Source organism: Solilutibacter tolerans (genome assembly GCF_900155935.1).
GTDB lineage: Bacteria > Pseudomonadota > Gammaproteobacteria > Xanthomonadales > Xanthomonadaceae > Solilutibacter > Solilutibacter tolerans.
In genome coordinates, this window is record NZ_FTLW01000004.1 from 11890 (window position 1) to 32932 (window position 21043).

At 62.0% G+C, this 21043-nt stretch carries 18 protein-coding genes and 5 tRNA genes; 15 read left to right on the forward strand and 8 right to left on the reverse strand.

The window, feature by feature from the left end; all coding sequences use genetic code 11:
- Positions 1-52: 52 nt before the first annotated feature.
- The 3 genes from BW989_RS08390 (at position 53) to BW989_RS08400 (ending at position 3247) form a co-directional block, all read left to right on the forward strand.
- Positions 53-661, forward strand: a complete 609-nt coding sequence (locus BW989_RS08390; RefSeq protein ID WP_076587322.1) for a GNAT family N-acetyltransferase — start codon at positions 53-55, stop codon at positions 659-661.
- Positions 658-1563, forward strand: coding sequence for a carbon-nitrogen hydrolase family protein (locus BW989_RS08395; RefSeq protein WP_076587323.1), 906 nt, complete (start codon positions 658-660; stop codon positions 1561-1563). The genes BW989_RS08390 and BW989_RS08395 overlap by 4 nt, the downstream gene beginning before the upstream one ends.
- Before the next feature lie 85 nt (positions 1564-1648).
- A complete protein-coding gene (locus BW989_RS08400; RefSeq protein WP_076587325.1) occupies positions 1649-3247 on the forward strand; it encodes a M20/M25/M40 family metallo-hydrolase in 1599 nt (532 codons plus the stop codon).
- Positions 3248-3262: 15 nt separating this feature from the next.
- Here BW989_RS08400 and BW989_RS08405 read toward each other — a convergent pair whose 3' ends face one another.
- From BW989_RS08405 to BW989_RS08435, 7 genes are all read right to left on the reverse strand, one after another.
- Entirely contained in the window at positions 3263-3859 is a 597-nt protein-coding gene (locus BW989_RS08405; protein ID WP_076587326.1) for a phosphatase PAP2 family protein, read from the reverse strand.
- Positions 3837-4982, reverse strand: a complete 1146-nt coding sequence (locus BW989_RS08410; protein ID WP_076587328.1) for a glycosyltransferase family 4 protein — start codon at positions 4980-4982, stop codon at positions 3837-3839. The genes BW989_RS08405 and BW989_RS08410 overlap by 23 nt, the downstream gene beginning before the upstream one ends.
- Positions 4983-5067: 85 nt before the next feature.
- Positions 5068-6603, reverse strand: coding sequence for an exopolyphosphatase (gene ppx, locus BW989_RS08415; protein ID WP_076587330.1), 1536 nt, complete (start codon positions 6601-6603; stop codon positions 5068-5070).
- Positions 6600-8675, reverse strand: a complete 2076-nt coding sequence (gene ppk1 / locus BW989_RS12425) for a polyphosphate kinase 1 (protein ID WP_076587332.1) — start codon at positions 8673-8675, stop codon at positions 6600-6602. Before ppk1 ends, ppx begins: the two co-directional genes overlap by 4 nt.
- Positions 8676-8678: 3 nt before the next feature.
- Complete coding sequence (gene phoR / locus BW989_RS12430) at positions 8679-10001, reverse strand: phosphate regulon sensor histidine kinase PhoR (protein ID WP_076587334.1); 1323 nt, start codon at positions 9999-10001, stop codon at positions 8679-8681.
- A 6-nt stretch (positions 10002-10007) separates the two neighbouring features.
- Positions 10008-10709 carry a phosphate regulon transcriptional regulator PhoB gene (gene phoB, locus BW989_RS08430; protein WP_076587336.1) on the reverse strand — a complete coding sequence of 234 codons (702 nt, stop codon included), beginning with the start codon at positions 10707-10709 and terminating at the stop codon, positions 10008-10010.
- A gap of 87 nt (positions 10710-10796) precedes the next feature.
- Complete coding sequence (locus tag BW989_RS08435; RefSeq protein WP_076587338.1) at positions 10797-12416, reverse strand: M48 family metalloprotease; 1620 nt, start codon at positions 12414-12416, stop codon at positions 10797-10799.
- Between the two features lie 96 nt (positions 12417-12512).
- Here BW989_RS08435 and grxC point away from each other — a divergent pair, with 96 nt between their 5' ends.
- From grxC to BW989_RS08455, 4 genes are all read left to right on the forward strand, one after another.
- Positions 12513-12782, forward strand: coding sequence for a glutaredoxin 3 (gene grxC, locus BW989_RS08440; RefSeq protein WP_076587339.1), 270 nt, complete (start codon positions 12513-12515; stop codon positions 12780-12782).
- Complete coding sequence (locus tag BW989_RS08445) at positions 12779-13174, forward strand: carboxymuconolactone decarboxylase family protein (RefSeq protein ID WP_076587341.1); 396 nt, start codon at positions 12779-12781, stop codon at positions 13172-13174. Before grxC ends, BW989_RS08445 begins: the two co-directional genes overlap by 4 nt.
- Positions 13175-13320: 146 nt before the next feature.
- Positions 13321-14328 carry an isocitrate dehydrogenase gene (locus tag BW989_RS08450; RefSeq protein ID WP_076587343.1) on the forward strand — a complete coding sequence of 336 codons (1008 nt, stop codon included), beginning with the start codon at positions 13321-13323 and terminating at the stop codon, positions 14326-14328.
- Between the two features lie 131 nt (positions 14329-14459).
- On the forward strand, positions 14460-15806 hold the full coding sequence (locus BW989_RS08455; RefSeq protein ID WP_129582876.1) for a Na+/H+ antiporter NhaC family protein: 1347 nt from the start codon (positions 14460-14462) through the stop codon (positions 15804-15806).
- Between the two features lie 111 nt (positions 15807-15917).
- Here the strand turns inward: BW989_RS08455 and BW989_RS08460 are convergent, their stop codons facing one another.
- Positions 15918-16679, reverse strand: a complete 762-nt coding sequence (locus tag BW989_RS08460) for a Bax inhibitor-1/YccA family protein (RefSeq protein ID WP_076587916.1) — start codon at positions 16677-16679, stop codon at positions 15918-15920.
- Positions 16680-16827: 148 nt separating this feature from the next.
- Here BW989_RS08460 and BW989_RS08465 point away from each other — a divergent pair.
- The 8 genes from BW989_RS08465 to clpX all read left to right on the forward strand — a co-directional run bounded on the left by BW989_RS08465 (position 16828) and on the right by clpX (position 20958).
- Positions 16828-16904 (forward strand) — tRNA-Pro (locus BW989_RS08465).
- Between the two features lie 37 nt (positions 16905-16941).
- A tRNA-Arg gene (locus BW989_RS08470) sits at positions 16942-17018 on the forward strand.
- A 29-nt stretch (positions 17019-17047) separates the two neighbouring features.
- A tRNA-His gene (locus tag BW989_RS08475) sits at positions 17048-17124 on the forward strand.
- 53 nt (positions 17125-17177) lie between these two features.
- A tRNA-Lys gene (locus BW989_RS08480) sits at positions 17178-17253 on the forward strand.
- Positions 17254-17310: 57 nt separating this feature from the next.
- Positions 17311-17395 (forward strand) — tRNA-Leu (locus BW989_RS08485).
- 193 nt (positions 17396-17588) lie between these two features.
- Positions 17589-18887 carry a trigger factor gene (gene tig, locus BW989_RS08490; RefSeq protein ID WP_076587347.1) on the forward strand — a complete coding sequence of 433 codons (1299 nt, stop codon included), beginning with the start codon at positions 17589-17591 and terminating at the stop codon, positions 18885-18887.
- 24 nt (positions 18888-18911) lie between these two features.
- Positions 18912-19541, forward strand: a complete 630-nt coding sequence (gene clpP, locus BW989_RS08495; RefSeq protein ID WP_076587349.1) for an ATP-dependent Clp endopeptidase proteolytic subunit ClpP — start codon at positions 18912-18914, stop codon at positions 19539-19541.
- A gap of 124 nt (positions 19542-19665) precedes the next feature.
- The gene (gene clpX / locus BW989_RS08500; protein WP_076587351.1) at positions 19666-20958 is read left to right on the forward strand and encodes an ATP-dependent Clp protease ATP-binding subunit ClpX; all 1293 of its coding nucleotides are present in this window, start codon (positions 19666-19668) and stop codon (positions 20956-20958) included.
- The last annotated feature ends 85 nt before the right edge of the window (positions 20959-21043 follow it).

Consider the following 21043-nt stretch of genomic DNA (forward strand, 5'->3'; position numbering starts at 1 on the left):
CGCGGATGTATCGGGGCGCCGTATTCCCCATATCGATCACTAGAATCAGCCCATGAATGATTCGAGTCCTGTCCGCTTGAAAGCCCTGCATGGCCAGGGCATCGCCGACCATCTGGATGACATCGCATATCTGCGTATACAGGTATTCCGCGAGTGGCCATATCTGTATGAGGGCGATGTCGCTTACGAGGCCGCTTATCTGCGCACGTACACGCAGTCTCCTCGCAGCATTGCAGTGCTCGCGCTCGACGGCGGCAAGGTGATCGGCGCCTCCACCGCCTTGCCGATGGAGGACGAGGCCGAGGCGTTTCGTACGCCACTCATCGGAGCCGGGATTGATCCGGCCCGCGTGTTTTATTGTGGGGAGTCAGTGCTATTGCCCGAATATCGCGGGCGCGGCATTGGCCATGCGTTCTTCGATGCGCGCGAGGCCCACGCGCAGGCGTTGGGTGGCTTTGATTGGTATGCGTTCGCGGCGGTGGCTCGAGATGTCGATGACGCGCGGCTTCCAATCGGGCATCGGGACAACGAGACGTTCTGGCACAAACGCGGCTATCGCCGAAGCGACATCCACATGAAATTATCCTGGAATGAAAGCGGTCGTGGCGAGATCGAGCACAGGTTGAACTTCTGGCTACGGCCAGTGGAGAACATCGCATGAGAGTTGCTGCTGCAAAATACCCAATCAATGCCCCACGTGATTTCGGACAATTCGCCGAAAAACAGGCCAATTTTCTCGCCGAGGCCAAGTCGGCTGGGGCCGAATTGGCAGTGTTGCCCGAATACCTTGCACTTGAGTTGGGTGCGATGTTTGATGCGGCCACCCGCGTCGATCTGCATGCCTCGCTTGCTGCCTTGCAGCCCATACATGGCGACTGGATGACGCTTTACGCCAACCTGGCGCGGACACTTGGATTGCACATCAATGCAGGCAGCTTTTTGCTGGATGTGGGTGGCGGGCGTTATCGCAATCGAAGTTATCTATTCGCACCCGATGGCCGTCACCTGTGGCAGGACAAGTTGCGCTTGACCGGCTTCGAGAAAAAGACCGATGTGATCGAATCCGGTGATGCGCTCAAGGTGTTCGATGTGGGCGGCGTGCGTGCCGGGATTGCAGTCTGCTACGACAGTGAATTTCCGTTGCCGGTACGTGCACAATGCGAAGCCGGCGCGCGGCTGCTGCTGGTGCCCAGCTGCACCGACACACAGGCAGGTGCGACACGCGTGCGTGTGGGCTGTCTCGCAAGGGCGCTGGAGAATCGTTGCTTCGTGGTGCAGGCGGTGACAACCGGCGAGGCGTCGTGGTCGCCTGCGTTGGACGTCAATACAGGTGAGGCCGCCTTGATCGCGCCGATGGATGTAGGCCTGCCGGAGGACGGGATGATCGTCGAGACGCGCGGAGACAAGCATTGGGCTATCGCTGATTTGGACTTCGAGGCTTTGGAGGCCAGTCGCAGCCACGCGCAGGTGGCGAACGACCGTGATTGGGCATCGCAATACTTCCCGACTATCCAGCGGGCACGCTTGGAGACGGGTGTGGGTGCTGGCCAACGCGCGGCTTGAGTCACGGATGACATGACTGATGGCCTAGGGGCAGCGGCCCCGGGCACCGCTAGACTCCGGGATGAACTTTTCGGGGGTCTGAAGCATGAAGCGATGGGGATGGATGTTGGCGGCCGCGGTGGGTACCGCCGTGAGTGGCCTGGTGCAGGCGCAGGACGTGAACCTGGACATGACCGGCCGCATTCGCGCGGAAGCATTGCAGCGCTCGCAAGTCATGGCCACGCTCGACCACATGACCGACCACATTGGTCCGCGCCTGACCAATTCGCCCTCGATGCTGAAGGCCAGCGAGTGGACACGCAGCCAGCTCTCGTCATGGGGGCTGACCAATGTGCATGAAGAAATGGTCGATGACCTGGGCCGCGGTTGGGAGTTCAACAACGCTTCGGTGCTGATGATGGGGCCGCGCCCGATGCCCTTGCATGCGCTGCCCAAGGCATGGACGCCGGGAACGAATGGTCAGGTCGAAGGCGATGCAATTTACGCCAAACTCGAATCCAAGGCTGATCTGGAAAAGTGGAAGGGAAAATTGCGTGGCAAGGTGGTCTTCACCGACGAGTTGCGCCCCTACAAACCGGGTGAGCAAGCCGACTTCCATCGACATGATGACAAGTCACTGGAAGACTTGATCGCCTTCCCGGTGCCGCGCCAACGTACGGCATCCGAGCGCGCGGAAGATGCGAAGCGCTTCAAGGAGCGCATGGCCTTTGCGCCGCTGATCAACCAGTTTCTGGTGGATGAAGGCGTGCTGGCGACGGTGGGCATCAGCAGCTGGGACAACGGTATCGTCCGCGTGATGGGCGGCGGCTCGCGCAAGGGCACGGAGGCCGATGGCGCGCCGGCCTTCGTGATGATCGCCGAGCACTACAACACGGTGATGCGTGCGCTGGACCGCAAGGCGCCGGTGCGGCTACGCCTGAACAGTGATGCGCGGTTCACCACCTCAAGCAGTGGCCCGGGTTACAACGTGATTGCGGAGATCCCGGGCAGTGGTCCGAACAAGAACGAGATCGTGATGATCGGCGCGCATCTGGACAGCTGGCACACCGGCTCGGGTGCGAACGACAACGGCGCGGGCGTGGCTGTGATGATGGAGGCGATGCGCATCCTGAAAGCGGTCGGCGCACGCCCCAACCGCACCATTCGCATTGGCCTGTGGACGGGTGAAGAGCAGGGGCTGCTGGGTTCGCGCTCGCACGTCGAGAAGCACTACGCGCGCTATCCGGAGCCGTCTGACCCGGCGGAAAAAGCCCTGCCGGTGTCGATGCGCAGCCAGAAGGGTTCGCTGCAGAAGCTGCCGGGTTATGACCGCTTCTCCGTCTACTTCAATATGGACAACGGCAGCGGCAAGATCCGTGGCGTGTACGGTCAGGAAAATCTTGCGGCGGCACCGATCTTCGAAGCATGGCTCAAGCCCTTCAACGATCTGGGCGCGGTGTCGGTGACTCAACGCAATACCGGCAGCACCGATCACATCGCCTTCGATGCGGTGGGTTTGCCAGGCTTCCAATTCGTGCAGGATCGCCTTGATTACTTCAGTAACGTGCACCACACGCATTTGGATGTGCAGGATCACGCCTCCGAAGATGATCTGAAGCAGGCCTCGGCGATCGTCGCGTCGTTCGCGTATAACGCAGCGATGATGAAGTCGCGCTTTCCGCGCAAGCACTTCGTCGAGGACTGATTCAGAGCAGTCTGCTCAACCCAGCACGCTGGCCATCGGGAACAGCCACATCGATCCGATGGCCAGCACGCTGCCGATCCCGGTAGCGGCCAGCACGTCGCTGGGATAGTGCAGGCCCAGCACCACGCGTGACAGCGCCACGCTGGCCGTGAACGGGATCAACAGCCACGCCAGCATGGGGTAATACGCGAGTGCCACGATGGTGAACGCCACCGCGTGCAGCGTGTGGCCCGAGGGAAAGCTGAACTCGTCGAGCGGTGCCACCCAAGCGCGTATGTGGCGATCCGCAGCGAACGGGCGCGGGCGTCGTGTCCAGCGTTTCAGGCCTTTGTAGAGCAAGAGCGAGGCCGCGCCCACAGTGGCCAGATGGGCGGATGCACGCAAACCCTGCATGCCATCCAACAGCACCATCGCGCCCATCAAGCCGTACCAGAACATGCCATCGCCCAGGCGGCTGATAGTGGCGAAGTAGGCGCGGCATCCACTCAATCTGCCGAGTGCATTGGCGTGCCGGCACCAGCGACCTTCGCGCCGCACTAGGCGACCTCGGCTGCGCGGCGATGCGGGCGTTGTGCGACGTTGTGCGGTTTCAGGCAGCGCGTGCGTGGCCATGGCGAGTACTCCGGGCGATGCGTTGCAGGATGTCGTCGAAGTCGGCGGCGACTTGCGCCGGTGTGAGGCGGGCGATCGCTTCGCGGGCGTTATGGCCCATTTGGCGACGCATCTCGTCATCGGCACCGATCCGACACACCGCGCGCACGAACGCCTCATCGTCGCGCCCCTCGATGGATGTGCCGTGGATGCCGTCTTTCAAGTGCTCGCGTGCCGCGCCGTAGCGAAAGGCCACGGTGGCGATGCCGCTGGCCATCGCTTCGATGGTGACATTGCCGAACGTCTCGGAATGGCTGGAGAACGGGAACAAGTCGGCACTGGCGAAATGACGCGCGCAATCCTCGCCACGCTGGATCCCGCAAAAGATGAAATCCGGGTTGTCTCGCGCGATGGCTGCCCGCTCTGGACCATCGCCTACCCAGATGAACTTTGTTTGTGGACGTATTTTTTGCAGCTGGCGAAAGGCGCGAATGGCCAAGGAGAGATTTTTCTCCGCGGCGATACGACCGACATTGATCACGGCCAGGTCGTTTGGGCCAAGGCCCCACTCTGCGCGCAAAGCGTCATCGCGCTTTCCCGGGTGGAAGAGGGCGGTGTCTACCGCACGCGGCATGTGGGTGACTTGCTCGAAACCTATGCCGAGCAGAAATTCCATCAATTCGCAGGTCGGCACGATGGTCGCGGACGATGTGTTGTGGAAGCGACGCATCCAGCGCACGGCCATGGGTTGCAGGAAGCCGACACCATAATCGCGCATGTACTCGTCGAAACGAGTGTGGAAACCGGAGGCTGACGGGATGCCCAGATCAGCCGCCGCACGCATCGCCGACCAACCCAATGGGCCTTCGGTGGCGACGTAGATCGCGTCCGGGCGATGTGAGGCCCATTTCTTTCGCAGCAAACGTCCTGCGGGCAAGCCGAAACGCATGCCGGGATAGCGCGGTATCTGTGCGCTGGTGATCAGTGTTTCATGCGGCAGTGAAAGATCGGCCGGCGACTGTCGCGGGCGAATGACATCGACTTCGTGCCCTCTTGATCGTAGCCCTTGCTCAAGATTCTGCACGGTCAATGCAACGCCGTTGATCTCGGGTGGGTAGGTCTCGCTGACGATGCAATATCGCATCGTGGGCTCCTGCTGGATGGGCAGGCCCAGCGTGGAGTGACGGCGTTGCAGCCAGGTTTCTGCCTGATGACAGGCGGATGACGCGTTAGCCGGTGATGTGCAGGTTGATGCCCAACGCCTGCATGTCTTCAGGCTCGCCGGAAAGGTCCGAGCGCAACAATGGCCGTTCGTCCAACCAGCGCTTCGGCAGCGCCAGCGCGAGCTCCGTGCCATGGGCGATGAGCTTCAGCTTGGGCAAATCGATGCGGCCGTGCGAGCGGTTGAGCAATACGGCCAAGCGCAGCAACGCGGTGATGCGGCGTGTGCGCAATAACAAACGGTCTGGAATGGCATCGAACGCGTGCTTGGGGATGCTGCGTCGTTGGCAGCGCACCAAGACCGACAGGACTTGCTGCTGCTGGCGAGTGAAGCCGGAGATGTCCGAATTTTCCAACAAATACGCACCATGCACATGATGCTGGCTATGCGCGATGGCGAGGCCGATCTCGTGCAGCCAAGCCGCCCAGCCCAGTTTGACGCGGTCCTCGGTATCCAGGCCCCACGTATCAGCGACTTGGTCGAACAGATGCATCGCTGTTGCTTCGACGCGGGTGGCCTGGGCCTCGTCCACGTCGTAACGCGTCATCAACAGATCGATGGCGGCGTCGCGTGGATCCTCGTCACCGCCCAGACCCAGCATGTCACACAGGATGCCTTCGCGCATCGCGGCGCGACTGACCATCATCCGCTCAATCCCCAAGGCCTTGAATGCGGCCTCGACCACCAACAGGCCACCTGCGATCACCGGTTTGCGGTCATTGGACAGGCCAGGCAGGTCGATCTTGTCGATATGGCCCGCTTCCAGCAAACGATCACGCAAGTGCGGCAATACGTCGGCAGTGATCGCGCCTTTAGTCAGTTTCATTTCGCTGCAGATGTTGCCGATCGCCTTGATGGTGCCGGATGAGCCGAGCACGTCCTGCCAGCCCAGCTCGCGATAACGATGAGCGAACTGTTGAAATTCGGCGCCGATCTCATCGTGGGCCTGCTTCCATTTCTTGCGCGATAGTTTTCCGTTGTCGAAAAAGCGTCGTGTCGTGGCGACGCAACCCATCTGCAAGCTCTCGCGCTCGATGGCTTCAAGCCCGCTGCCGATGATGCATTCCGTCGAGCCGCCGCCGACATCCATCACCAGGCGAAGCTCGCCGGGCGCGGAGGGCTGTGCATGAGCGACGCCTAGATAAACCAAGCGAGCCTCCTCGCGGCCCGAAACAATCTCGATCGCATGGCCCAACGCGCTTTCGGCCAACATCAGGAAAGCCTGCGGCTCGCGTAGCGAGCGGACGGTGTTGGTGGCGATGGCACGCACACGCTGTGGCGGGATATCGCGAATGCGTTCTCCGAAACGCGACAGGCAGTCTAAAGCGCGGTCACGCGCAGCAGACGACAAACCACCACGGTTATCCAGGCCATCCGCCATCCGCACCATTTCGCGCAGGCGGTCGACCACGCGGAATTGGCCTTGCGAATAGCGTGCCACCACCATGTGGTAGCTGTTGGAGCCAAGATCGATGGCCGCCATCAGATCGCCATCGGCGAGCGGCAAGGGGGCACTAAGACTATTGCGGCGGAGAGGACTCATTCGCAGATTTTCGCAAGTAACGCGTCTTGCGCGGACTGAGGTGCCTCGCCCGGGGCAGGATGGGCCAGTACATAGCTCCCGTCCGGCTGCAGGTCCCATGCGTCCTGATTGTCGGCCAGGTAGTTGTCGAGCGTTTCCGACTTCACACGGGAAGCCAAGCCTGGGTCGAGGATCGGGAAGCAGGTCTCCACCCGTCGCAACAGGTTGCGCTCCAGCCAGTCGGCGCTAGAGCAGAACAATTCCGGCGCGCCATCGTTGGCAAACCAGTACACGCGATGATGTTCAAGGAAGCGGCCGACGATCGAACGCACGCGGATGTTCTCCGACACGCCGAGCAAGCCAGGGCGCAGTGTGCAAGCGCCGCGCACGATCAAGTCGATCTCGACCCCCGCTTGTGATGCGGCATACAGGGCACGCACGACGGTGGGTTCGTTCAAGGCGTTCATCTTGGCGATGATGCGGGCCGGCCTTCCTGCACGCGCATGCTCGGCTTCGCGCTCGATGCGTTCTAGCATCCCGCTCATCAAGGTGAAAGGCGACTGCAGCAGGCGTTTTAGCTTCGCTTCCGAGGCAAGCCCGGATAGTTGCTGGAAGATCTGGTGCACGTCCTCGCCGATCTCCGGGTTGGCGGTGATCAGGCCGATGTCGGTGTAGGCTCGCGCGGTGCCACTGTGATAGTTGCCGGTGCCCAAATGCACGTAGCGGCGCAGGGCATCACCTTCACGGCGAACGATTAAAAGCATCTTCGCGTGCGTCTTGAAACCGACGACGCCGTAGACGACCTGGACGCCAGCTTCTTGCAGTCGGTCCGCCAGGCCCAGGTTGGCTTCTTCGTCGAAGCGCGCGCGCAGCTCCACGACGACCGTCACGTCCTTGCCGTTGCGCGCGGCCTGCACGAGGTGATCGACTATCTGCGAATCCTTGCCTGCGCGATAAAGCGTCTGCTTGATCGCCAGTACGCTGGAATCTTCGGACGCCTGACGAATCAACTCGAGCACCGGGTTGAAGCTGTCAAAGGGATGGTGCATCAGCACGTCGCCACGCGAGACGCGGGTGAAGATCGTCTCCACTTCATCCAGTTGGCGCGGGATCATCGGCGGGAACTTCAGCTCAGGCCGACGCACTTCGTCATACACCTGGATCACGCGGTTGAGATTGACGGGCCCGTTGATGCGATAGACCGCATTCTCGGTCAGCTCGAAGTTGTCCAGCAGCATGCGCACGATGTCGGGCGGGCATTGCTCGGCGATCTCCAGTCGCATCGCGCGCAAGTAACCGCGGCCGATCAGTTCGTCACGCAAGGCGAGCGCGAGATTGTCGACATCTTCTTCATCGACCAGCAATTCCGAGTTGCGGGTCACGCGGAACTGGTACGCACCCAACACGCTGATGCCGGGGAATAGCTCGTCGATGAACGCTGACAAGAGCGATGAAAGGAAAACGAAGTCGTGGTAGTTGTCGCCGTCACCATCTGCATCGGGCAGGCGGATGATGCGCGGTAGCGAACGCGGAGCGCGAACGATGGCCAGATGCGCCTCGCGACCGAACGCATCGCGCCCCTGCAATCGCACCACGATGTTCAGTGTCTTGTTGAGGATTTTCGGGAACGGATGCGCGGGATCAAGGCCCAAGGGTGAGAGCACCGGCATGATCTCGCGGCGAAAATAATCCCGCAGCCACGCGGTTTGCTCTGGCGTCCATTCCGGGCGATCCAAAAGGCGGATGCCTTCGTGTTCCAATGCAGGGCGTAATTCATCGTAAAAGCAGGCGTATTGCGCCTTGACCAGCTCTGCTGCGCGGTCGTGGATGCGGGTCAGGATGTTTTCGTGCGACAGGCCATCGGCGCCACGGGCCAGGCCCAGGTCATGTGCATGGCGAACCGTGGCGGCACGGATCTCGAAGAACTCGTCCAGATTGGTGCAGGAGATGCAAAGGAAGCGCAGCCGCTCCATCAACGGGACTTCAGGGTTCTGCGCCTGCGCGAGCACGCGGAAATTGAAATCGAGCTGCGACAACTCGCGGTTGAAATAAAGCGAGGAATCGTTCAGCGGGATTTTTTTCTTGGTGATCATGCGTCAAGTCGAAGGTAAAGCGCTGGGGCGTTGGCGGCAACGATCGCGCGGAAACACACAGGAGAAAGTGCTGCCGATGCCGACTTCGCTGTCGATAGTCAGGCGCGCACCATGCAAGCTGAGTACGTGTTTGGCGATGGCAAGGCCAAGCCCCGTGCCGCCGGTTTCGCGTGACCGGCTGTTGGACACGCGATAGAAGCGTTCGGTGATACGCGGTAGATGATGCGCGGGAATGCCATAACCGCTGTCGGTGACGCGCAGTGCTGCGCCTGCATCGTCCAAACGCTCGAAACGGATGTTGATGCAGCCACCGGCCGGCGTATAGCGCACGGCGTTGCTGACCAGATTCGAGAAGGCGCTATGTAGCTCCTTGGTCGAGCCCCACAAGTCCATGCCTGCATCATCCTCCACGGCGATAGTCTGTCGCCCTTGGCTGAGCGCTTCGGCTTCGCGGTGCAAAGTGGCCAGCATCGAGCGCATCGACACCAGCTCATCGTCCGAGCGCTCGTCCGCATCCAGGCGTGACAAGGTCAACAAGTCTTCGACCAATTGGTTCATGCGCCCGGACTGGCGACGCATTTCTTCTAGAATCGGCGTCCATTCGGGATTGTCTTCCGGATCCAGCATGTCCAGATAACCGTGCAAAACGGTGAGCGGTGTGCGCAATTCATGCGAAACGTTGGCGACGAAGTCGCGCCGCATGTGTTCCAGTCGCATCAACTTGGTCACGTCGCGCGCCACCAACAGCCACAGCTCTTCCGAGTAAGGAATCAGGCGCAGCGACAAGCGGATGGACGGGTCAGCCGGTGATGCTTCATCCATCAATACCTCTGCATGACGGCCGCTGGCCAGCCAGTTTGGCATCGACAATCCGGCGAGGCGCGGGCCGATGGGCGCGCCACTATCGCGGGGATAGTTGAGCTCCAGCAATCGCTGCGATGCGTGGTTGAACCAGACGATGCGCTGGCTGTTGCGCTCTACCACGACGATTGCATCGGGCAGGGCGGCGGCGGCAGCGCGATACGCACGCAACATCGCCACCAAGCGCTTCTTGCGGGCGAGGGATTCGTTGTGTGAGCGCGACAGCAGGCGGTCGAGTTCGTTCCAGATACCGCTTGCATCGGGCGTGCGGAAATGGCGGCGTTGTTTCAGCCGATCGAGGATGCGATGCAGGCGCCAGTAGTGCCAGATGAGAATACCGAGCGCGGCGAGCGCGACGAACATCCAGAAATAGCCGGTCGCAAAGCCAGCCAGTGCTGCCGCCAGCAGGATCGCGGCGAATGCCCCGAGCGTGCTTCGCCAAGCCTGATGGGTCGGCGTCGGCATCAGGGATCAGATCGCTGCGGAAAAGCGATAGCCCGCGCCACGCACCGTCTGCACCATGTGCTCCAGCCCAAATGGTTCCAAGGTCTTGCGCAGGCGACGAATGTGCACATCGACAGTGCGCTCCTCGACATAGACGTTGCCGCCCCAGACGTGGTCCAGCAGTTGCGAGCGGGTGTAGACGCGTTCGGGATGGGTCATGAAGAAATGCAGCAGACGATATTCGGTGGGACCGATGGACACAGGCGATTGGCTATCGCCATTTTGCGCGAAGACGCGATGTGCTGCGCCATCGATGCGCAGGCCGCCGACGGCGACGTTGCCTTCCTCGTCATCCTCGCGTGAGCGGCGCATGACCGCGCGGATGCGGGCGAGGAGCTCGCGCGCGGAGAACGGCTTGACCACGTAGTCATCGACGCCGGCTTCCAGGCCGCTGACGCGATCATTCTCCTCGCCGCGCGCGGTGAGCATGATGATCGGGATGTCGCGGGTCATGCCGTCCTTGCGCCAGCGGCGGGCGAGGTCCAGGCCGCTGGTGCCCGGCAGCATCCAGTCGAGCAGGATGAGGTCAGGGACGTGGTCGGCAATGGCGGTCTGCGCCTCGCGGGCGTCGCCGGCGTGAATGGGTTCGTATTCCCCCTTGCGCAGGGCGAAGGCGACCATGTCGCGAATGGCGGGTTCGTCGTCGACGATGAGGATGCGTTTCTGCACGGCGGCGCGGTCCCTATGGGGTGCGTGGCAGTAAACGACAGTTTGGTGACGGTTTCATGACAAGCGCAAGGGCTGGCCAGAAAATGCTTAATTTCCGCGGGCTTGGCGTTCCTCGTCCATGTCACGAATGCCCTGTCGGCGCAGTTCTTCCACGGTCGGGGTGATGGCGGCGATGCGCGCATCGATGCGGGCACGGGCGTAGTAGTCCAGGTCCGGGCGCTTGCGCAGGGTGTTGAGCTGGAGCAACGCACGCTCGGGATTGCCATTCAGATATTCAGCTTCGGCATAAGCCTCGCCTGCACGGACTGGATCGCCTGCGATCTCGTTGGCGCGGGCGAAGACCTGCTGGAAGCTGGGGTCTGTGCCCGCGCTGCCCAAGAGTGGGCGCAAGATATCCAGCGCTTTGCGGCCGGCTTCGGCGTTGTTGCGCTCCGACAGCAACTTCGCCCAAGTGATGGCGACCGCGCGGTCATTCGGCAGACGTGCGTGTAACTGGGCAAAGCGCTCATCGGCGCCGGCGCGATCACCTGCACGCGCGTGGGCTTCGGCCATCGCCAACTGGATCCAGCGATCACCCGAATGCGCTGGCAAGAGTGGTGCCAGCGTCATTTGAGCCGCTGCGCCCTGACCATCCTGCAATTGCGCCACGGCCAGGCCGTAACGCTGGGCATCGGTCAGCTTGCCGTGCCGACCGAATTGCTCGTATTCGGCGATGGCGGCTTTCGGTGTGTTGGCCGATAGCGCGCGCAGACGTTCGCGTGCCCAGTCAAATTCGCCGGTGCCGCCGCCGGTACGAGCGATTTCCACCTGCAGGTTGCCGGGCAGCAGCGGATTGTCACTGCGCGCGAAGGCGCCCTTGCTAAATGGCGTCACTTCAACACGCGACGCGCGCTCTTTGGCTTCGGCAATACGTACGGTGGTGACAGGGTGGGTAAGTAGGTAATCCGGCGCGCGGTTTTCCTCGCTGCCGCGGTTCACTCGCGTCGCCGCCTGCATCCGTTCGAACATCACCGCCATCGCTTTCGGGTCATAGCCGCTGCGCGCCAGTGTGCGGATACCCAGGCGATCGGCTTCCGATTCGTTGCTGCGGGTGTAGTCGATCTGGCGCTGAACCATCAGGCCTTGCGCGCCCATGACCGCGGCCATCGTGGCGTTGCCGCTGGAATTGCCGCCGCCGCCCGCTTTCTGAGCGACCAAAATCGCACCCAGCATGCCAAGGAGGATGGGGATGCTGTCGCGTTGCGCGCGCTCGACCGCACGCAGCACATGGGTTTGCGTCACATGCGCGATTTCGTGGCCCAACACGCCAGCGACCTCATCCTCGCTTTCTGCCGCCAGCACCAGGCCCGCGTTCATGCCGACGTAGCCGCCCAAGGTGGCGAAGGCATTGATCTGGCGGTCGCGCATCATGAAGAAGGTGAAGGGCTGCTCCGGGCGGTCGCTCGCCGCGCCCAAGCGCTGCCCCATCCCTTGCAGCCACTGCGCGATGAGTGGGTCTTCCAGCGTGTAACCGTAATGGCGCAGCTGGGACAGCATCATCGCGCCATAGCCTTGCTGTTCGACGGGGCTCAACACTCGGCCGGCCGATGAGCCCATGTCCGGCAGGCGGCCTTCCTGCGCCAATGATGGCGAGGTCAGGCCAGCCAAGCCAACAACACAGGCGATGGCGAGCAGGGCAGGGCGAAGCGGTGCGGGAGTTCGAGGCATCCTGACAGCATGCCCGTGCATCGGCGTCATGGCGTGAATTGCAGGTTAATCGTGCGCTGCTTATCGTGGGCGTCTGTCCTCGTTTCGGAGCCTTCGATGGCCCAGCCTGAAATCACCATCTACAGCACCCTGGTTTGCCCGTACTGCGTTGCCGCTAAGAACTTCCTCAAGAGCAAAGGCCTTGAGTGGAAGGAGGTGCGCATCGACCTGGACCCGGTCCAGCGCGACAAGATGATCGCGAAGGCCAAGCGCACCAGCGTGCCGCAGATCTTCGTCGGCGATGTGCATGTCGGCGGCTACGACGACATGATAGCGATGCATCGCGAAGGCAAATTCGAGCCGCTGCTGGCCGGAGCCGGCGAATGAGCAACGCCGAGACCGAAGCCGACCGCGTCAAGGCGTTCACCGAATTCCGCCAGCGCATGAACGAACGCATCCTGGCCGAACCCAACCAGGTCGTGCGCCGCTTCTTCGCGCTGGATACGCAGACCTATCAGGCAGGCGCGCTGGACGTGAAGACCAAGGAGCTGTGCGGCCTGGTTGCCTCGATGGTGCTGCGCTGCGACGACTGCATCAGCTATCACGTCGCCCAGTGCCGCGAGGCGGGCGTCAACCGCGACGAGATGTTCGAAGCGTTCTCGATTGGCCTTGTCGTTGGCGGCAGCATCGTCATCCCGCACTTGCGCCGCGCGGTCGATTTCCTCGATCGGCTGGAGGCAGGGGATGCCGCATCGCCCAGCGCCCACGATCACGGCTGAGTCGCTGGCATCACCCGGCCCAGCCGGACACGCCGGGCTCGGCTTCGACCATTGGTCAATGCCGGGCGTGACCATACGCGGCATAATAGTGGGCTGATATCGACCTCCACGCCGGTGTTTTGCCGGCCAAACGCAGGAATCCCCACATGACCCACACCATCACCGTGATCCGCGGCGACGGCATCGGCCCGGAAATCATGGCCGCCACGTTGCACGTCCTCGACAAAATGAACCTCGGCCTGCAGTACGAGGAAGCCGACGCGGGCCTGGTGGCGCTGGAAAAGCATGGCGAGCTGTTGCCGAAGGCGACGCTCGACTCCATCAGCAAGAACAAGATCGCGCTGAAGTCGCCGCTGACGACGCCGGTGGGTGAGGGCTTCTCCTCGATCAACGTGCAACTGCGCCGCCACTTCGACCTGTACGCCAACGTCCGTCCGGCGAAGAGCTTCCCCAACACCAAGTCGCGCTTCCCCTCGGGCGTGGATCTCATCACCGTGCGCGAGAACACCGAAGGCGCGTACACGGGTGAAGGCCAGCAGGTGAGCGAAGACGGCGAGACTGCGACCCTGATCCAGAAGATCACCCACAAGGGCTCCGAGCGCATCGTGCGTTACGCCTTTGACCTGGCGCGCAAGACCGGCCGCAAGAAGGTCACCGTGGTGCACAAGGCCAATATCCTTAAGTCGACCAGCGGCCTGTTCCTCAAGACCGCGCGCGAAGTCGCCGCGCAGTATCCGGACATCGAATGCAACGAGATGATCGTCGACAACACCTGCATGCAGTTGGTGATGAAGCCCGAGCAGTTCGACATCATCGTGACGACCAACCTCTTCGGCGACATCATTTCCGACCTGTGCGCGGGCCTCGTCGGTGGCCTGGGCCTGGCCCCGGGCGCGAACATCGGCACCGATGCAGCCATCTTCGAAGCCGTGCACGGCTCGGCGCCGGACATCGCGGGCAAGGGCATCGCCAACCCGTGCGCCTTGCTGCTGGGCGCGGGCCAGATGCTGGATCACCTGGGCATGCCGCAAGAGGCGGAGCGCCTGCGCAAGGCGATCGTCGCCACGCTCGAAGCCCGCGACAATCTCACGCCAGACCTGGGCGGCACCGGCAACACGATGAGCTTTGCCGAGGCGATTGCTTCGCGCCTGTAAAGGCTTCCTCATCGTCGTACACCAGCAACGGGGCGCTTCGGCGTCCCGTTGTCGTTGACGGGCTGGACATCGGGCTTGTCGCATCGCACAATATTTCATCTTTTAATCATGATGAAGCGATGGAGCCCCGATTGACTGACAAGCCGAATGGCTGGGCCCTGTGGCCGCTATTGGTGTTTTTGGGCCTGTTCTTCGGCGCAGGCGTCTATTTCACCGCGCACGGCGAGGCAATGGGCTTCTACACCTTGCGCGCCCCCGTGGCCATCTTGCCGGCGCTGGTGCTGGCGGCGTGGATCGCGCATCGCCGCAAGGTGGATGCGACCGAGCGCCTATTGGCCGGCATGGGCGACAGCAATGTGATGCTGATGTGCCTTATTTTCCTGCTGGCGGGCGCGTTCGCGGCTGTGACGCAGGCAGTGGGTGCGGTGGATGCGGTAGTGGGTCTGGCGCTGGGGCATTTGCCGGCGGGTTGGGTGTTGCCCGGGCTGTTTCTGATTGCCGGCTTCGTGTCGCTGGCCATCGGCAGCTCGATGGGCACGCTGGCCGCGGTGGTGCCGATTGCGCTCGGCGTCGCGGATGCGACGGGCCTGCCGGTCGGATTGGTCGTGGCCAGCATCGTGGGCGGCGCAATGTTTGGCGATAACTTGTCGGTGGTGTCGGACACCACCATCGCTGCCACCCGCACGCAGGGTGCGCAAATGCGCGACAAATTCCGCGAGAACGTGAAGATCGCATTGCCGGCTGCGCTGCTGGTGCTGGTACTGCTGGCCGTGTTGGGGCGCGGGCAGTCCGAGGTCGCCTTGCCACCATCCGCATCGCCTTGGCTGGTGTTGCCGTACCTCGTTGTGCTGGGCCTTGCGATCGCCGGCGTCAACGTGCTGGTGGTATTGGGATGCGGAATCGTGCTGGCTGCTACGTTCGGCTACTGCTTCGGTGCCGAAAGTTACGACGCAGTGCGTTGGGCCAGCGACATCTACAGCGGTTTCGAGAACATGGTGGAGATCACCCTGCTATCCATCCTGATCGGCGGATTGGCCGAGCTCACGCGGGCGAGTGGCGGGTTGGCGTGGGTCTCCGCGCAAGTGGCACGCTTCGCGCGTGGGCATGCGGGCCCGCGCAGCGGCGAGGCCAGCATCGCGGCGCTGTCCACGGTGACCGATGTGTTCACCGCCAACAACACGGTGGCGATTCTCATCAGCGGCAGTCTGGCCCGCGACATCGCCGAGCGTCATGGCGTCACGCCCAGGCGCGCTGCCAGCGTGCTGGACATCTTCAGCTGCGTGGCCCAAGGGTTGATCCCGTGGGGCGCGCAGATATTGCTCGCGGCGTCATTGGCGAAACTCTCGCCGCTGGAGATTGCAGGGCAGGTGTACTACTGCTGGGCACTCGGTGCCGTCGCGATCGTGTTCATCGCGATGCCTCGCCTCCAGAAACCTTCAGCAACGATGGAAATCAGCGCGTCGAGACGCGCGAAGTAGATAAGGTCACTAGCTGTAGCAAGCTTTCGCCATGTCGCCGCAACGACACAACATCCCAAACAAAACAGGCCGCCCAAGGGCGGCCTGATTCTTTGACGATGACGCGAACACTCAATTGCGCGATTGCAATTTCGACAACAGGCGCAGGATTTCCAGGTAAAGCCAGACCAGTGTCACCATCAAGCCGAACGCGCCGTACCACTCCATGTATTTTGGCGCGCCTTTCTCGACGCCGGTCTCGATGAAGTCGAAATCCAGCACCAGATTGAGCGCGGCGATCACGACGACGAACAGGCTGAAGCCGATGCCGATCAGGCCGGAGTCGTGGATCATCGGAATCTTGATGCCGAAGAAGCCCAACACGAATGTGGCGAGGTAGACGAGGAAGATGCCGCCGGTCGCGGCAACCACCCCCAGTTTGAAGTTTTCGGTTGCCTTTATCAGCCCTGAGCGATAGGCCATGAGCAACGCAAACATGATTGCGAAAGTCAGCATGACCGCCTGGAACACGATGCCTTCGAAGCGCGCGTTGTAGATGGCCGAAATACTGCCGAGGAACAGGCCTTCGACCAGCGCGTAAAGCGGCGCAGTGACCGGCGCCCATTCTTTTTTGAACACGGTGACGAGCGCGAGCACTAGCCCGCCGATCACGCCGCCCCACAGGTAATACGGAGCGGTGGCGCTGAGGTTGCCGCTGGCATCCAGGGTCTGCGACCAGGCATAAGCCGCCGTGATGACGGCCAGTAACAACAGCAAGCCGGTTTTGTTGACCGTGCCATTGAGTGTCATTGCGCCACCATCGCGCGTGACCACAACGCCGGTGGCGGAGTCGAGGAAGGTGGATTCCTTCAGGGCGGGGTTTCCACTGCGAATCATGTCGTGTCCTTGTGCGATCAGGAGGTGGCCGTGCAGGGCAAAGCATACACAGAGTGCATTCAGTGTTTGACAGCACTATGCCGTGGCCCGACAATGCACGGCCTCGTGGCATCGGTTCGATGCGGCGGCGGGACCGGTACTCCGGCGGGGTATAGCGCAGTCTGGTAGCGCGCCTGCTTTGGGAGCAGGATGTCGGGGGTTCGAATCCCTCTACCCCGACCACCACTGGTGCCGTCGACGATGCGACAATCCGAAACGGGCGCCCGTAGCTCAATCGGATAGAGCACCGGCCTTCTAAGCCGGTGGTTGCAGGTTCGATTCCTGCCGGGCGCGCCAGCTTCCGGCAACACGAAAACGCTTCAATGGTGGGTGTAGCTCAGTTGGTTAGAGCACCGGATTGTGATTCCGGGGGTCGTGGGTTCAAATCCCATCATCCACCCCATTTTTGCGACGGGATTGCAGCAGGGCATCGCGCTCCGCTACAATTTTCAGCTCGGGCCGTTAGCTCAGTTGGTAGAGCAGTTGACTCTTAATCAATAGGTCCAAGGTTCGAATCCTTGACGGCCCACCAAACCCGAGAAGCCCGGCCTCGCGCCGGGCTTTCTTTTGGCAGAATGGTAATGACATCGCGAAAGTGGCGGAATTGGTAGACGCCCTAGATTTAGGTTCTAGTGCCGCAAGGCGTGGGGGTTCGAGTCCCCCCTTTCGCACCATCCCAGGATCAATCAGGCCCCTTTCGGTATTGAAGCCGGTGGGGATGTCGCGTGGGCGAGGTGCAAATATCCCTTCGCGGCTGGCGCGTCAGGCTGAAATCCGCCAAACTAATGCGTTCGGCGCATCGTTCACGCGATCGCCCCAATGCAACCACGGATAAAGACCACCGGCGAGCAGGTGGCAGGAGTTCTTATGCAGGTTTCGATCGAATCCACCGGTGATCTTGGCCGCCGCGTGGTGTTCCGCGTTCCGACCGCCGACCTCGAAGGTCGCGTGGGCAGCCGCCTGCGCGAGATCGCGCGCGACGCCCGCATCAAGGGCTTCCGTCCGGGCAAGGTGCCGACCAGCGTGATTGAGAAGCGCTACGGCCCGCAGGTGCGCGCCGAGATCCTTGACAACCTGCTGCGCGAAGGCTTTGGCGACGCGTTGCGCGAAGAGACCTTCCAGATTGCCGGCAGCCCGCGTATCGAGCCGTCCGACGAAGCCGCCGGCGAAGGCGAGCTGGCCTACGTGGCCGATTTCGAAGTGGTGCCGGAATTTGGCGACATCGACCTTGGCAAGCTCAACATCACCCGTCATACCTCGGCGGTGGAAGATGCGGACATCGACCGCATGATCGAGAACCTGCGCGAGCAGCGTCGCAGCTGGTCGCCGGTCACCCGCGAAGCCAAAGACGGTGATCTGGTTGATGTCGAGATGTGGACCGAGGCCGATGGCGTGCGTCTGCCGACCGAAGGCAGCGAGCGTGGCTCCACCGTGATTGGTAGCGGCATGCTGTTCCCGACCATCGAAGCCGAGCTTGTCGGCCTCAAGGCCGGTGACGAGAAGACCGCGGAAGTCGCTTTTCCAGCAGAGTGGCCTGTCGCTCCGCTGGCCGGCAAGACTGCCAACGTCAGTCTGAAGGCGTTGCAAGTCGCCGAGCCGCAGCTGCCGGAAGCCAACCATGCCTTCATCCGCAGCTTTGGCGTGAAGAGCGGTGAGCTGGAAGACTTCCGCAAGGAAATCCGCAGCAACCTGGAGCGTGAGCTCAAGGGGGCGTTGATGTACCGCCTGCGCCGTGCAGTGGGTGAAGAAATCATCAGCAGCTACAACCACGTCACCATGCCGCCGAAACTGGTTGAGCTGGAGGCCAAGGCCATGGCCGAGAACGCCGTTCAGCAAGCCCGTGAGCAAGGCCAAGCCATACAGGCGGATCCTGCCAACTTCATGGACGCCGCAGGCAAGCGCGTGCTGATCGCCCTGTTCACGGGCGAAGTGGCCCGTCGCAACAAGCTGCAGCTGGATCGCGGTCGCCTGATGGAGACGATGCGCCTGATCGCTTCGACCTACGAAGAGCCCGACCAGGTCATTGAACTTTACCGAAATGATCCCCAACTCTTGGCTGGACTGCAGAATCGCGTGATGGAAGAGCAGGTGACCGATTGGGTTGCCGAGCAAGCCCAGCACACCGAGCAGCCCTTACCCTTCCAGGACGCCATCCGCCCCGAGTGATGGTGTCCACAATCCGGAGCCCGCATGAGCAGCCTTGAAACCAAAGCCCTGAACCTGGTGCCGATGGTGGTCGAACAGACCAGCCGCGGCGAGCGCGCTTACGACATCTATTCGCGCCTGCTCAAAGAGCGGCTGATCTTCATGGTCGGCCCGATCGACGATCACATGGCCAACGTGATCGTCGCCCAGCTGCTGTTCCTGGAAGCTGAAAATCCCGAAAAGGAAATCAGCATCTACATCAACTCGCCGGGCGGCATCGTCACCGCTGGCATGGCGATCTACGACACCATGCAGTTCATCAAGCCGGACGTGTCCACCACCTGCATCGGTCAGGCCGCCTCGATGGGCGCGCTGCTGCTTGCCGCCGGTGCGCCGGGCAAGCGTTACGCCCTGCCGAATTCGCGGGTGATGATCCATCAGCCGCTGGGTGGATTCCAAGGCCAGGCGACCGACATCGATATCCATGCCCGCGAGATTTTGGGGATGAAGCAGCGCCTGAACGAAATCCTGGCCAAGCACACCGGCCAGTCGTTCGAGACCATCGCCCACGACACCGAGCGCGACAACTTCAAGTCCGCCGAAGCCGCGCGTGACTACGGCCTCGTTGACCGGGTACTGGAACGCCGTCCGGAAGACTCGATCCAGCCGAACTAATCGGCCAAATCGGCGTCAAAACAGCAGGCCCGGCACATCGCCGGGCCTGTGCTATTCTCGGGCTGCAAGCCGTTTAACAAAGGCTTCACGCAGCACTAAACACGCTTAAATTTAGGTACGACGCATGACCGAAGACCGCAAGGGCCATTCCGGCGACAGCACCAAGATCCTCTACTGCTCGTTCTGCGGGAAGAGCCAGCACGAGGTCCGGAAATTGATCGCGGGTCCCAGCGTGTTCATTTGCGATGAGTGTGTGGACCTGTGCAACGACATCATCCGTGAAGAGCTCACGGAGAAGTCTCAGACTGCACGTAGCGCGCTGCCCAAGCCGAAGGAGATCCTTGAGGTCTTGGACCAATACGTGATCGGTCAGGCGCGCGCCAAGAAGACGCTCGCCGTCGCCGTGTACAACCACTACAAGCGCATCGAGAGCCGGCAGAAGTCGGACGAGGTGGAGTTGGCCAAGTCCAACATCCTTCTGGTCGGGCCGACCGGCTCGGGCAAGACGCTGCTGGCCGAAACGCTGGCGCGCATGCTCAACGTGCCGTTCACCATGGCCGATGCGACCACGTTGACCGAAGCGGGTTACGTCGGCGAGGACGTGGAAAACATCATCCAGAAGCTGCTGCAGAAGTGCGACTACGACGTCGACAAGGCGCAGCAGGGCATCGTCTACATCGACGAGATCGACAAGATCAGCCGCAAGTCCGAGAACCCGTCGATCACCCGCGACGTGTCAGGCGAGGGCGTGCAGCAGGCGCTGTTGAAACTGATCGAAGGCACCGTTGCCAGCGTGCCGCCGCAAGGCGGGCGCAAACATCCGCAGCAGGAGTTCCTGCAGGTCGATACGCGCAACATCCTCTTCATCGTCGGCGGCGCGTTCGCGGGCCTGGACAAGATCATTCAGCAGCGCAGCACCGAGGCCGGCGGGATTGGCTTTGGCGCCAAGGTGAAGTCATCAGAGCGCAAGGTGGAGATCGGCAAGGTGCTGGCGGATGTGGAGCCGGAAGACCTGATCAAGTTCGGTCTCATTCCCGAATTCGTGGGTCGCCTGCCGGTCGTCGCCACGCTCGAGGAGCTGGACGAGGCGGCATTGATCTCAATCCTGACCGAGCCCAAGAACGCCATCACCAAGCAGTTCAAGAAGTTGTTCGAGATGGAGGGCGTGGAGCTCGAATTCCGTCCCGATGCACTGTCGGCGATTGCCAAGAAGGCGCTCAAGCGCAAGACTGGCGCGCGCGGCCTGCGCACGATCGTCGAATCGGTCCTCCTCGACACCATGTACGACCTGCCATCGCTCGAGAACGTGAGCAAGGTCGTGGTGGACGAATCCGTCATCGAGCACAAGACCGAACCCTTCGTCATCTACGAAAATCCGCCGGCTGAGCCCGCGATGCCCAAGGCATCCGGTGAGTGAGCTGAACATCGACCCCGGCGCTGCCGGGGTTTTTGTTTTCGCGCTTGCCTCTGGGCAGCGCGGCCCCCATAAAGAGATGCAGGGC